This window comes from Paenibacillus aceti (assembly GCF_003614185.1).
In the GTDB taxonomy this organism is placed as follows: domain Bacteria; phylum Bacillota; class Bacilli; order Paenibacillales; family Paenibacillaceae; genus Fontibacillus; species Fontibacillus aceti.
The window spans coordinates 1,316,769-1,330,564 of record NZ_KZ987724.1; the positions used below are offsets into that span (position 1 = coordinate 1,316,769).

The 13,796-nt window shown below is 46.3% G+C and carries 10 protein-coding genes, 2 pseudogenes and 1 other annotated feature; of the genes and pseudogenes, 9 read left to right on the top strand and 3 right to left on the bottom strand.

The window, feature by feature from the left end; all coding sequences use genetic code 11:
• Window positions 1-2 precede the first annotated feature (2 nt).
• The 6 genes and pseudogenes from thiO to BFJ94_RS05900 all read left to right on the top strand — a co-directional run bounded on the left by thiO (window position 3) and on the right by BFJ94_RS05900 (window position 4,893).
• The gene (thiO, locus tag BFJ94_RS05880) at window positions 3-1,121 is read left to right on the top strand and encodes a glycine oxidase ThiO (RefSeq protein WP_120461823.1); all 1,119 of its coding nucleotides are present in this window, start codon (window positions 3-5) and stop codon (window positions 1,119-1,121) included.
• 18 nt (window positions 1,122-1,139) lie between these two features.
• Window positions 1,140-1,352: a sulfur carrier protein ThiS gene (gene thiS / locus BFJ94_RS05885; RefSeq protein WP_120461824.1), complete on the top strand. Its 213-nt coding sequence runs from the start codon at window positions 1,140-1,142 to the stop codon at window positions 1,350-1,352.
• Between the two features lie 51 nt (window positions 1,353-1,403).
• Entirely contained in the window at window positions 1,404-2,177 is a 774-nt protein-coding gene (locus BFJ94_RS05890; protein WP_188831427.1) for a thiazole synthase, read from the top strand.
• Between the two features lie 215 nt (window positions 2,178-2,392).
• A pseudogene (locus tag BFJ94_RS05895) lies at window positions 2,393-3,513 on the top strand (chitinase); the annotation flags it as partial.
• Between the two features lie 75 nt (window positions 3,514-3,588).
• A complete protein-coding gene (locus BFJ94_RS25760; RefSeq protein WP_229716986.1) occupies window positions 3,589-3,948 on the top strand; it encodes a carbohydrate-binding protein in 360 nt (119 codons plus the stop codon).
• A gap of 186 nt (window positions 3,949-4,134) precedes the next feature.
• Window positions 4,135-4,893 (top strand): YheC/YheD family protein, encoded by a 759-nt coding sequence (locus BFJ94_RS05900; protein WP_120461826.1) that lies wholly within the window; start codon window positions 4,135-4,137, stop codon window positions 4,891-4,893.
• Window positions 4,894-4,943: 50 nt separating this feature from the next.
• Here BFJ94_RS05900 and BFJ94_RS05905 read toward each other — a convergent pair whose 3' ends face one another.
• From BFJ94_RS05905 to BFJ94_RS05915, 3 genes and pseudogenes are all read right to left on the bottom strand, one after another.
• A complete protein-coding gene (locus tag BFJ94_RS05905) occupies window positions 4,944-6,095 on the bottom strand; it encodes a Ger(x)C family spore germination protein (RefSeq protein WP_120461827.1) in 1,152 nt (383 codons plus the stop codon).
• Window positions 6,092-7,575: pseudogene (locus tag BFJ94_RS26190) on the bottom strand (spore germination protein). Before BFJ94_RS26190 ends, BFJ94_RS05905 begins: the two are co-directional and overlap by 4 nt.
• A complete protein-coding gene (locus BFJ94_RS05915) occupies window positions 7,572-8,672 on the bottom strand; it encodes an endospore germination permease (protein ID WP_120461828.1) in 1,101 nt (366 codons plus the stop codon). Before BFJ94_RS05915 ends, BFJ94_RS26190 begins: the two are co-directional and overlap by 4 nt.
• Before the next feature lie 574 nt (window positions 8,673-9,246).
• Window positions 9,247-9,469 (top strand) — a binding site (T-box leader).
• Window positions 9,470-9,539: 70 nt separating this feature from the next.
• On the opposite strand from BFJ94_RS05915, the gene tyrS reads away from it, so the two are divergent.
• From tyrS to tyrP, 3 genes are all read left to right on the top strand, one after another.
• Window positions 9,540-10,802: a tyrosine--tRNA ligase gene (tyrS, locus tag BFJ94_RS05920; RefSeq protein ID WP_120465110.1), complete on the top strand. Its 1,263-nt coding sequence runs from the start codon at window positions 9,540-9,542 to the stop codon at window positions 10,800-10,802.
• A 49-nt stretch (window positions 10,803-10,851) separates the two neighbouring features.
• Entirely contained in the window at window positions 10,852-11,556 is a 705-nt protein-coding gene (locus BFJ94_RS05925) for a protein rep (RefSeq protein WP_120461829.1), read from the top strand.
• A 786-nt stretch (window positions 11,557-12,342) separates the two neighbouring features.
• Window positions 12,343-13,749, top strand: coding sequence for a tyrosine-tyramine antiporter (tyrP, locus tag BFJ94_RS05930; protein ID WP_120461830.1), 1,407 nt, complete (start codon window positions 12,343-12,345; stop codon window positions 13,747-13,749).
• Window positions 13,750-13,796 lie beyond the last annotated feature (47 nt).

Consider the following 13,796-nt stretch of genomic DNA (forward strand, 5'->3'; position numbering starts at 1 on the left):
CCATGCGGAAATCAACGGACATTATCATCATCGGCGGCGGTGTCATCGGCTGTTCTATCGCTTACGAGCTGGCGGTAAGAGGTGCCGCGGTGCAGGTATTCGAGAAGGAGCAGATCGCCGGTGGAGCATCGGGGGCAACTGCGGGGATGCTGGCAGCGCAAGCAGAGTTCATTGCCGAGGCTTCGCTGCTGCAATTAGCACTCAAGAGCCGAGCGATGTTCCCACGCTTAGTGAAAGATTTGAAGTCGCGAACCGGTTTGGAGGTGGGGCTGATCGAGCATGGCTTGCTACGGATTGCAAGGGACAGTGAGAATGCGGCAAAGTATTCAGCCTATGCGGAACAGCAGCGGCAGCAAGGTTTGATAGCCGACTGGCTGGGTCCTGGAGAGACACAAGAACTGGAGCCGTCTCTGACGGGGATATTCACCGGTTCGCTGCACCTGCCCAGAGACAGTCAAGTGATTGCCCCGCAACTGACCTTCGCTTACGCAGCAGCGGCGAAATCCCTGGGAGCTGAGTTCAGGGAATATAGCGAAGTGCAGCAGTTGCTCTATGACGGGGGGAGAATAAGCGGCGTTCGAATCCGTGACGAAGTGATTGCCTGCCGACAAGTTGTCGTCGCATCCAGCATTCAATCAAGCCGTCTGCTACAATCGGCAGGCTATGACTTGCCGCTCTACCCCGTGAAGGGAGAATGCATTGCTGTCAGGCCGACTGGTCCGCCGCTTCGGCGGACGATATATACCGATCGCTGTTATCTCGTTCCCAAAGCGAACGGTGAGCTATTGATCGGAGCAACGGTGAAGCCAGGAAGGGTCGATAGTCAAGTCAGGCTAGACGGTATTTCCACGCTCATTGATGAAGCGAGACAGCTTATTCCTGCTCTGGATCAAGCGGAATGGTTGCGCTGCTGGAGTGGTCTTCGTCCGCAGACGCAAACCGGCTTGCCGTATATGGGAGAGCATCCGGAGATCGAAGGCCTGTTCATCGCAGCCGGGCATTATCGCAACGGGATTCTGCTTAGCCCGATCACCGGAGCCATTATCGCCGATCTGATCGAAGCGAAGCCTCCGGCAGAGGATATCGCTGATTTTGCAGTTCCAGCCATCATCTATCAATAAGAGAGGAAGGGAAGAACCATGAATTTAATCGTTAATGGTCGGCCGTTGTCTTTGTCCACAGAGTCTTCTGAGCGAACCAGCCTTCAAGATCTAATCGATCATCTCGGGCTCACCGATAAACTGGTGATCGCCGAGGTGGATAAGCAGATTGTCGATCGGGGCCTGCACTCTCAGTACATACTGCAGGAGGACATGAAGATAGAGCTGGTCCATTTTGTTGGCGGCGGTTAAGTAGAACACATGCACAAGCGACGTAAATACGTAAATTTCAATCAGGAGGCGATTAAAATGTTAAAGATTGGCCCGCACGCGTTTCATTCTCGGCTTCTACTCGGCACCGGAAAATTTCCCAATTTCGAAATTCAGAAAGAGGCTGTGGCTGTCTCTGAAGCGGAGATATTAACATTCGCCGTCAGGCGCATGAATATCTATGAACCACAGCAGCCGAATTTTCTTGAAATGCTCGATCTGGAGCATTATACCCTGCTACCTAATACTGCCGGGGCGGCCACAGCGGAAGAAGCGGTCAGGATCGCTCGTCTGGCCAAGGCTTCAGGACTCTGCGATATGATCAAAGTCGAGATCATCGGCGATGCCCGAACCCTACTGCCCGATCCGCTGGAAACGGTAAAAGCCTGCGAGATGCTGCTGGAGGAAGGCTTCATCGTCCTGCCGTATACTTCTGATGATGTCGTATTGGCGAGACGGCTGGAGCAGATCGGGGTACATGCGATTATGCCCGGGGCCGCACCGATCGGCTCCGGACAGGGTATCATTAATCCCCTGAATCTGAGCTTTATTATCGAGCAGGCGAACATTCCCGTCATCGTTGATGCCGGCATTGGCAGTCCTTCCCATGCGTCTTATGCGATGGAGCTTGGAGCAGACGGAGTGCTCCTAAATACAGCTGTATCTGGAGCCAGACAGCCTGTGCAGATGGCTCAGGCGATGAAGCTGGCGATTGAAGCCGGAAGACTAGCTTATACCGCAGGTATGATCGGGGCCAAGCGATATGCCACAGCGAGTAGCCCGAGTGAAGGATTGCTGAATTCATAGGATTAGATAAATTTATCCCTATAAACTAGATATTTCCCCTTATACCTTGAAAGCCCCTTCATATTTATGAAGGGGTAAGAACCTGTGACACTGGAATCAAGATGGAATAAGACAGGTTTTTAGCTCAAGGAAGGGGGGATGTGGTCTAGCTCAAAGAAAAAAATGTAACCGTTGTCATCGGTCTATTTGCATAATTGAAGGAGGCAGATCCAAAAATGAAGGGTAATCGTTTGGCTTTTCGCCAGGTATCGATCGGCATCCTGATCGTGGCGCTGATCGTTTCATTCTTTCAGCTCATGCCTGTTAATGCAACCAAGGCACAGGCGGCAGTAAGCAGTAAGATGATCGTAGGCTACTGGCATAATTTCGATAACGGTTCAGGCTTCATCAAGCTGCGCGATGTTTCACCGAAATTTGACGTCATCAATGTCTCGTTCGCCGAGCCAACGTCCGGGGTTACGAATGGGACGATTGGATTTACCCCCTATAATTACACAGATGCGGACTTTAAGGCGGATGTCGTCTATCTGCAGAGTCAGGGCAAGAAGGTGCTTATCTCGATCGGCGGCGCCAATGGCCAGGTTCAACTGCCCAGCACCACGGCCCGCGATAATTTTGTAAATTCGGTTACAGCTATCATTGAGAAGTACGGCTTCGATGGGCTGGATGTCGATTTCGAAGGTCACTCGCTCTACTTGAATGCTGGTGATAGTGACTTCAAGAATCCGACCACTCCGGTCATTGTTAATCTGATCTCAGCGCTCAAGACGATCAATAATCACTTCGGCACCGATAATTTCTATCTCACCATGGCGCCGGAAACCTTCTTCGTCCAACTCGGTTATAGCTTCTATGGTGGAAGCTGTATTAGCTGCGACAACCGGGCCGGAGCCTATCTGCCCGTCATCGAAGCGACCCGCGATATTCTGGATTGGGTGCAGGTGCAGAACTATAACTCCGGGCCGATCATCGGACTCGATAATCAGTATCACAATATGGGTAGTGCCGATTTCCATGTAGCCATGGCCGATATGCTGTTAGCGGGCTTCCCGGTTGCTGGCAAATCGAATCAGTTCTTCAATGCACTTCGGGCCGATCAGGTACTGCTCGGCTTACCGGCTAATGCCAATGCCGGAGGCGGCTTCACCTCAGTCGCGGAAGTACAGAAAGCGCTCGATGCCCTGATCAAAGGAATCCAGCTTCCCAGCTACCAGATGCGTAGCAGCACAAACGGTTTTTCTGATTTTCGCGGAGTGATGACCTGGTCTATCAACTGGGATAAATACAATAACTTCGAATTCTCTCCAATAGCCACCGGGCATATCTCGATGCTCTAGGTCCCCCTGTACCGGATCACCAGCCCCCAACCGCTCCTGCCAATCTCACAGTTACAGCCAAAACCTCCACTAGTATCTCCTTAAGCTGGACTGCAGCCACGGATAATGTCGGCGTCACCAGTTATACGGTCAGCTACGGAACGAACACGCTTCAAGTGAATGGAACATCAGTTACTATCCCTAATCTCACACCGGATACCAGCTATCAATTCACCGTGACCGCGAAAGATGCGGCGGGGAATGTGTCACCCGCTGTATCCATCAGTGCCGTAACCGACGCGCAAGGCAGTTCATCGGCCTGGGCGGCGAATATTAACTATAAAGTCAATGATGAGGTAACCTATGCGGGCAATACCTATGTCTGCCGACAGCCGCATTTATCGCTCGTGGGCTGGGAGCCGCCTAATGTTCCGGCTCTGTGGATGCTGAAATAATGTACTATCCCGTTTGAAGAAGCGGCAGGCAAGTCCCGTGCCCGGTCGGTGCGGGGCTTTGTTTTTTCCTTCCTTGCGTGAATCCGCCTAATTTGGATCCAGACAGCTACTTGCCTGTGTGCCAAGGCCATCCTATCGCATAGACTATAGTGGTTATGATTATCGTCCAGATTGGAGAGAGCGGCCGTGAGCGTGAAGAAGAAGACGCGCACAACTTTAACGAGCAAATGGCGCAAGACGAAGATTCTGCTTCGGCAGACAGAACTTAAGCCGTATATACCGGATACGCGAAAATTCAGTAGAGCCGCATTGGAAGCCATGCTCGGGAAATACGAAATGGTCTATGTTAAACCGGATGTAGGGACGCATGGCAAGGGTGTGATCCGGGTGGAGCTGCTAAAGAGCGGGGAATTGATGTATCAAGCGGACACGAAGAGTAAATGGTTCACCGATTTTGATTCTTTCTATGAATCACTGGAGCAAGTGATTGGTGAGCGGCGATATCTGGTTCAGAAAGGCATTCATCTCGTAAAATATAAGCAGCGCCCGTTCGATATCCGCGTTATGGTTCAGACGGATGCCAAGGGGGTGTGGAAGACGACTGGCCTGATCGGCCGCATCGCCAACCCCCGTAAAATTGTGACTAATTATCATAACGGGGGGAAGCTGATCGATGTGAAGAGCTTGCTCGAATCTCAGCTCCCGCCCAAGAAAGCCGCACAGACGATTAAGACACTGGAGCAATTGGGTGTGAAGGTGGGGAAGCAGCTGCATACGGAATACCCGGGATTCCGGCAAATCGGAATCGATGTCGGCTTCGACAAGACGTGGAGACCTCGCATTTTCGAAGTGAATACGCTTCCTGATCCCTATGTGTTCAACAAGCTAGCGGATAAGAGCATGTATCGCGAAGTAATGAAATATAGACGAATGCATTCCGTGTAAAATAGTAAAATGAGCATCCATCACCCATGAATGCTCATTTCTCATTTTAGCTAATCCACCCTTAATTTATATTTTCCACTATGCTGCAGGTTCACTTTGACATGGATCGTATTTAGCGAATCTGGTTTAATCATGCGTTCACCCTGCTCGTCCATTTCCCGCCATTTCTTCGGATTCTCACGGTATAGGCACTCCGTAAAATTGAAAATATCAACGCCACGCTCCAGCCCCTTGTCGTAGGTATGCCTGATTTGCCGTTGAATCACCTGGGCGGTCATATTCTCGATCTCCTTCTTCGTGAGATTCTGCCGCAGTTCATCGACATAAGCGTTCAATTTGATACTGATATTATAATAAGGCTGCCCATCACGTAGCTCATGATGAGCTTCTGTTCTCGGATCCTCCAGGACTATGGCGGCCTGGGGCTGCTCATCACTCGGGATGTTAATGATCGAGCGCTGCAATTTCTTCTGCATCCAGCGGTATCCTTGAAGCTCATCCTCTGAGAACCAATCCTTGGCTGTGCTGCCTTTGAAGAAATAAGCGCCATCAATTTTGAACATCGGTCGATGCTCCAGATCCTCAGTCCACGCCTGGCGATTAATCGCCAGAGAAGGGAGGAGCGGCGCGCCCGCAGGTTCATTGATCAACGCGACCAGCTTGTAGCCATATAAGGGCATGATGCATGATCTTTGCGAGTAAGTCATTTCCGGTGATTCCATGAGGGTCTGAAGCGGCGATATGTTAAGATTCGATTTCATGGCGAATATCTCGCGCATCGGTTCGCGGGTACCATACACAGGAATATTATAGCGAATCTCCCGATAGCGGTTGACGAAATCATATGATGCCTTCAATCTCTCGCCATCTTCAAGGAATCGGTCGCTGAAGACGATGGCCTTGACATGCCCCCAGAACACCCTGAGCTGAGCCGTCGAATAGATGGAATTGAAGGACTGTGTCACCGTTGTGCCTTCCCCTTTGCCGATCCAGGTCGGAATATTCTTCCCCGATAAATCCGTCTCTGATTTAGCCACATTAGAGAAGTTAAGCAATTGGACATAGGTAATGTATTTGCCGTTCTCATAATCGAATCCGATCCCCGTTACATAAGCCATATTCTGAATATCCTTGGAGTTCCAGCAGGCCGTTAATGCGAACATCAGAGCGATATTAGCCAGCAGCAGCAGTTTCCGTCTCATTGCGCATCCTCTCCCTGATGATCTGGATCGATCGGATTCAGACTGTCGGGACGGCTGCGCATCTTGTTCCAAGGGAGGCGTAGATACCCCTTCAATATATCCTTGAAGTTGGGGGGAGATAACGGCGCTAAATATGGGACACCAAAGGATTTAGCTCTAGACATATAGAACAGGAGCAGCAGCATCGATAGAATAAGCCCATACATCCCGACGAACGACGAGATTAAGAAAATCACAAATCTCAATACGCTAACAATCGAGCTTAGCGTCTGATTGACAAGGGTTACGCCCATCACCGCAGTAATCGAGCCAACTACAACGACAGAAGGGGATACCAGCCCCGCCCGGATCGCCGCATCCCCGATGACGAGCGCCCCGATTACCGTCAGGGTCTGTCCGATCGAAGTCGGGAGGCGCACCCCGGCTTCCCGGAATATTTCCAGCAGCAAGAGCAGGATGAACATCTCCATTTGCGCGGAGAAAGGGAGACCCTGGCGAGAAGAGGAGATCGTGGCCATCAGCTGGAAAGGAATCTGATCCTGATGGAATGCAGTTAGCGCAACCCATAAGCCGGGCAAAAGGATGGACATCCAGAAGCTGAACAAGCGAATCAGCCTTACGAAGGAGACATACTGGAAGCCAAAATGCACATCCTCCGGCGATTTCAGAACGAGTCCAAAAGTAGCAGGGCCGATCAGAGTCAGCGGATTACCGTCTATAACGATGACGAATCTGCCGGCAAGCAGCGCATTAACCGCATAATCTGGTCGTCCGGTCGTATCCAGCAGTGGAAATATCGGATATTTCACATCGGATAAGGCCTCCTCAAGCTGATTCACACTGAATAGACCATCGACATCGATCCTTTTAATCCGTTTCCTTACCTCGTTCAGAACATTTGGGTCCAGGATATATCCATATAGAGCAATGCGACCTTTGTTCTCGTACGTCTGCCCAGCATAACGGACTCACAACATAGCGAGGTGCTGCGAATCCGTTTACGAATCAAGGCAATATTTTTCGAATAGGCTTCGACAAACCCGTCTTTGGGACCTTTAATGGAAATTTCTGTACTCGATTCCTCGGGGGATCTCTCCGGTCGATTGCTGATGTTCAGACGGAACAGATGATTCGTGTCTGTAAAGGTGATGAGTAGGCTCCCTTCAAAGACCGTATCTACGATTTCCTCCTTTTCAATTTCTCGTGGAAAGGAAATCAGCGGCAGCGCACCTACCGCACCATCAAGCAGCAGCCCCTGAAATTGATCATGCCGATACATGCGATCCAGCTCGGGAAGAACACTATTCACAATCTGCGCACTGTCGCATAGGCCTGGAGAATAGACCAGCATTATATCATAAGCTATATTTTGACCCCGGAATTGAAAGGTCTGAAGACTTACATCCGATGATTTCTTGAATAAATCAGTCAGCATGGACTTGGTCCAGACAGAAGCTGGGCTGGCTTGTGCATTTTTCATGTTGTCTTCTCCTCCTTGGCAGCAGGTTTAGAGAACCAGGCGATCAGGGCCCAACAGGTGGTTAAGACGACAGAGAGGATCAAGGTTGCAACGAGAACTAGCTTGAACAGGCCTAAATAGAATGTATTGTATTGCTTCAAGGCAATCGCCAGAATCAGGTAAATGGTCGATATCAGCCTAATAATCCATTTGCGCAGCCGGGGGTTCTGGTAGGCAAATAATTCGGCAATCATAAACTGAGCAAGACTAATACGTATCGTAGCGCCTGCCAGCCACTGGAATACGGATAAGAAATCAACATGCTCCACATAATTCCCCAGCTTCACTAGCCGCCATTGCTCATAGGGAGATACCATCTGCTTGGCCGATTCCTCCGGCCCGAACTCAGTAATCGCACCGATTAGCGGACCAAGGGAGATATACACAAGCAGGAGGGAGAGCAAAATAATATGCCATGGACGCATCGTCTTCTTCAAATGGTGCTGAAACAGCAGGATCAGGAATAATTCAGCAAATGCGCCGCCGACATAGACCATTCCGTTCACCACGGGTCCCATACCATGCTCTAATATTGGCAAGAGCAGTAGCCAATCCTTCTCTGGCATATTGGAGATCGATACGAAATAACCAAGAGTTAGAACTGCCGGAAGTAAAATTCCTGAGCCGATGGCAATAGCGGTCATCCCATGCATGGCGGAATAATGGCAGACGAGCAGCAGAGCAAAGATAATCAGATTTTGCGGCGTAGCCGGCAAATAATTGGAGACAGTCCAGACCGTCGTTTGCGTAATGGTCATATTTCCAATAATGAACAGTAGAATGACAACAGGGATTAGCATGATCCAGGACAGCAGGGGACTGGTTTGTTGGGCAAGCCATTGCTGAAGCGGCTGTCTGTCCGATTTTTTCATAATATAGACGATCAAAACCGACCAAGGAATGAACAGGACGGCTGTAAGTAGAACGGATATCCAAGCATCCCTATGGGACGCATCGAGCAGAATCGGGTTAACGATAACATGACTGAGCAATCCATTGAAGAGCATAATGATCATAAAGATCTGTATAACGTTAATCTTCCCACTCGATTTATTCACTGGCAGCTCACTCCATAGCGATCAAATTCAACATTTGGCTGGTTTGGGTTATTATAGCTTGAGCAGAATTCAGCAAAATATGCATCTTCCGCTTTTGATACCCTTTCGATTTGTAAGCTCCGGATCAACAATTTACTACCATTTTCTTCCCGTGACCCATTGATATTCGTGCCCCTTTTCACTTTAAAATCCTGGATAAATGAACTTGTTATTTTACCTGGAATTCGACTGCTTCGCTTTAATGCGCCTATCAATAAACTTACTAAAATACGCATTTTTATTAATAGAGCCGCTAATCTATTAAGTCAGGATAGGGAATCATATATATAGAAGTGATGAATCCTCAAGTTGATTAATAATATTAATTATTAAAATTTAATTATGTATAGCGCTGTATTCTAGTATGGTCCAAACTGCACTTTAAGAACGTCAAAAAATGGCTGATTACTCACGATTTATTTTACAAATAATAAAAATGGCTAGCTCGATCAGGGGAATTATTCCATGAAAAAGTACAGAAAAAAGATGTTGACAAAGAAATTTATTAGCACTATGATTGCTGTAATCTAATATTGGATGCACGATGAAAGAGCGAAGTAGCAAGTTTGTCACTGCTCAGAAAGCCAGGGGTTGATGCGACCTGGTCATACAAACTACTGCGAATTACACTCCGGAGTAACTTAGGTAACGCTAAGCGGACTGGCAATCGATATCATTGCTAAGAGTGGTATTAATGGTGAACTGCAGCGCCATTGATGCAATTTGGGTGGTAACACGGTTAATAAATCGTCCCTATGTCTAAAATAGACAAGGAGACGATTTTTTTATTATCTAATTAAAAATTCACCAGGGAGATGAACTACAATGATGAACATTATCGATGAATTGGAATGGCGCGGAGCAATTAACCAACAGACTGATGCTGAAGGTTTACGTAAGTTAACAAGTGAGAAGTCGATTTCATTGTACTGCGGTGTTGATCCTACCGGTGACAGTATGCATATAGGGCACTTGATTCCGTTTATGATGCTGAAGAGATTCCAGATGGCGGGCCACCGTCCAGTCATCCTCATTGGCGGAGCAACCGGTACGATCGGAGATCCAAGCGGACGCACTTCAGAGCGTACACTGCAGACGATGGAGCAAGTACAGAAGAACGTAGACGCACTGACGGCACAAATGAAGAAACTGTTCCTTAATGAAGGTAACACTGGACTTCGCATGGTGAACAACCACGATTGGATGAAAGATATTACTATTCTGGATTTCCTTCGTGACTTCGGTAAAAACTTTAGTGTAAATACAATGCTGGCGAAGGATATCGTGGCTAGCCGCCTCGATTCGGGGATCTCATTCACCGAGTTCTCGTACCAGATCCTTCAATCCATCGACTTCCTGCATCTGTTCAAGAATCAGGATGTGCAGCTGCAAATCGGTGGTGCCGATCAATGGGGTAATATTACAAGTGGTCTTGACTTGATCCGTAAGAAGGAAGGACCAGACGCCCAAGCCTTCGGCTTGACGATTCCTCTGATGCTTAAAGCAGACGGTACGAAATTTGGTAAAACAGCGGGCGGAGCTATCTGGCTTGATCCGAAGAAGACAACTCCATTCGAGTTCTTCCAGTTCTGGGCCAACCAAGATGACCGGGATGTTATCAAATACCTGAAATTCTTCACCTTCTTGTCTAAGGAAGAGATCGAAGCACTTGAAGAGAAGGTAAAGACTGAGCCGCATAAACGTGAAGCACAGCGTGTACTTGCTGAAGAAATGACCCGATTCGTTCATAGCGAAGAAGCACTGGCTCAAGCCAAGAAAATTACCGAAGCACTGTTCAGCGGTGACATCAAAGCACTGACTGCTGACGAAATCGAACAAGGCTTCAAGGAAATGCCTACATTCCATGCTTCCAACGAAGCTAAGAATATTGTGGACTGGCTGGTTGATGTAGGTATTGAACCATCCAAGCGCCAAGCTCGCGAAGATATTACGAACGGTGCGATCTCCTTGAACGGTGAGAAAGTAACGGATACGGAAATGAATATTACGGTAGATAACTCCTTTGAAGGCAAATTCATTATTATTCGTAAGGGTAAGAAGAATTACAACCTTGTTAAACTCGGAGAATAGCTGATTTCAGCTATTCTCTTCCCTTAAAGAATGGAGGCGGGGATTAAGAGTGCTGGGTACATGGAGAAAACCACTTGAACTTGCATTTTTTAATCATCGTTTGATATCGGAAGTGAACCGGTTTAACAAGGTGAATTGGCTGATTATCGATTTAGGAATCAAGCATGTCACTGCAGAGCATATCAATGAAGTCCTCGACAGCATGCTGGTTGGATTTAACCGACTCTTTAAATATAAGAAGGTAAAGCAAGCGAATCTTGGTTACTTCCGGATGCTCGACATTATAATAGAAGAAGAACGATTTAATCCGGTCATTCATGTCCTGTTGCCAACCATCAAGAGTTACTTCCAAGGGCGTTACTACATTAAATTAAGTGAGTGGGCAACGCTGTGGCATAAGGCACTGGACATGAGACCGGAATATGATTTATCGGTGGAAGTGAATACACTGAATAGTAAGAGTGACCAACCATCCATCATCGATAGCATGGAGCAAGGCCTAATTCTCTTACATAATGTACCGGACCGACCACAAACGAAGAGCAATGATACGATTTCATCTCGAAGGCTTATCGGATATAGCCGATTATTGAAAGAGTATGTAGATCGGATTCATCCAAAAATTGAATATAATTTACATCATTATGATATAAATGATCCATTTGCCAATAGCGCTTTTAATTTAATGAGACATTGGCATTCAGGAATTAGAAACCAAAAGGAATTTGATCTAAAGCAATCTTCTCTACTATGATTTTTATCACGAAAATGATCCTAATTTCGCAAAAAATCAAACTGATTTTTAGCTCTTCAAACGGCTGAAAATCGGTTTTTTTGTTTTCTTTTTCCAGCTATTTGGCCAGTCGATTTTTTATTGATTTTTCAAATACTAGAAATATTGATTGAAATTACTTCTTTTGTAAAATGGATTTTTCCGCGTTTAAAACGACTTAACCATTCTGTGCTCCGCATAAGTATGCGTTTTCACAAACCTATCTGCAACCTCCCACTATATTCCTCAACTTGGGGTAATGTGCAGTCATAAGTTCCTTTCACACAAGACATGATAACGATAAGCAAAAAGCCCAACAGCCAGCCCTTATGTACTGCCTAATTTTCTCAATCGAAAAGGAGTGCTGCTTATAAAAAAAATAGAATATCCAGCAAAATGCTCATTTGTAATTCTTAATATTTATTCATTAAATGACATTTTTATTCACAACTTTTGCCTGAAAATGCTTTAATCCATAAAAGCAAAAAAGGTTTAAAGCCTTTAGCTATGAAATAGTAAAACCTTTAAAGTGACTATTAATAAGATTCTGGGAATTATCTATAAATCCTTATGTGACAAGGATTTGAACCGAATTGACACAACAAAAAATTAGGCGTATATTGACGAAGAAAGTTAATCGATTAACGAATTCATAAAATTTCCTTGCACCAAAACTTCTAGATACATCCAGATATTTGTAATACATCAATTATTCATATTTGGATGCATCAGGAAGTCAAGATTAAAGAGAGAAAGAAGGGAGACTTTATGGCCAATTCAAAAAAATTAACCCTGTTCGGGTTGATTGGGATTACGATGGCCTTCTTCGGTACAGTACGTAGTGTACCGACGCTCGCTATCACCGGTTGGACACAAATTTTCTACATGCTGGTTGCAGCGATCTTATTTGCACTTCCGATCGCATTGATGTCGGCAGAACTGTCAACAGGATTCCCTGAAGAAGGCGGACCACAAGTCTGGGTTAAAAAAGCAATCGGAGAAAGATGGGGTTTTGTTACCTCATGGCTCCTATGGGTACAAATGTTCTTCGGTATGGTTATGGTTGCTTCAACTGTAGGTGTACTGTTTGGATATGTCATTAACGCTCCACATTTATCATCGAATAACGTATTCATTTTTGCAGTAATTCTGATTTCTTACTGGGGAGTTACACTCCTTAACCTGAAATTCGATATGGTTAAAATCGCCGGTAACTGGGGTTCGATTATCGGGGTTTACATTCCTTTCGTAGTTCTGGTTGTTCTCGGTCTTGCTTATATGATCAAGAACGGTATTAACCCAAGCGGCTACTTGGCTAACTTCAAGGCTGGCGATCTGTTGCCTAACCTTAGTGATCTGGGGAGTCTAGCTTACCTGTCAGGGATCATCTTCATCTTTGCCGGTGTCGAGATTTCCTCAGTGCATGCGAATAACATTGAAAATCCAAAACGCAACTACCCAATTGCGGTAATTGCCTCTGTAATCCTGTTGGTTATCTTCAACTTGATTGCTGGTTTGACAGTTTCTAACGCAGTACCTATGGGTAAAATGGAACTTTCCAACATTACTCAGCCATATATGATCTTCTGTCAAGATCTAGGCATTCCATCTATTTTCGTTAACATCATCTCTGCGATGATCTTGATCGGTGTCTTGGTACAGCTTAGTGCCTGGGTACTTGGACCAAGTAAATCAATGATTAAAGTTGCAGATGAAGGCAACTTGCCACCATTCTTCCAAAAGAGAAATAGCAAAGGGATTCCAATCACTTTCGTATTGATTCAAGCGATTGTTATTTCCTTGGTCTCGGTTATGTATATCGTAGTGCCTGACGTAAACAGTGCATTCTTGGTAATCACCATCACAACTACAATTCTTTACTGTATCGTATATGCCTTGATTGCGATTTCTGCTGTGCGTCTGCGTTATAAAGAGCCCAATATGGATAGACCATTCCGTCTTGGCAAGAGTAATGGCTTAATGTGGTTCGTTGCTATCCTGTCGATAGTCAGTGTTCTAATTACCATCATGGTCAGCTTGATTCCACCATCCATTTTGCCAGCAAGCTTCTCCACAGCATACGTCATTTACCAAATCGTTGCGACAGTAGTCATGGTTGGCGTTGCCCTGATTATATATAAGTTCAAAAAACCTAGCTGGAAAAAAAGTGATTAATTCAGCATTTATGTAATTGCAATACTCATTAATCCTTTTTTCATAAA

Bases quoted from the DNA above. Each gene is read 5' to 3' on its own strand.
- thiO (WP_120461823.1), top strand. From the start codon at position 3: ATGCGGAAATCAACGGACATTATCATCATCGGCGGCGGTGTCATCGGC.
- tyrP (WP_120461830.1), top strand. From the start codon at position 12,343: ATGGCCAATTCAAAAAAATTAACCCTGTTCGGGTTGATTGGGATTACG.
- thiS (WP_120461824.1), top strand. From the start codon at position 1,140: ATGAATTTAATCGTTAATGGTCGGCCGTTGTCTTTGTCCACAGAGTCT.
- tyrS (WP_120465110.1), top strand. From the start codon at position 9,540: ATGAACATTATCGATGAATTGGAATGGCGCGGAGCAATTAACCAACAG.
- BFJ94_RS05905 (WP_120461827.1), bottom strand. From the start codon at position 6,095: ATGAGACGGAAACTGCTGCTGCTGGCTAATATCGCTCTGATGTTCGCA.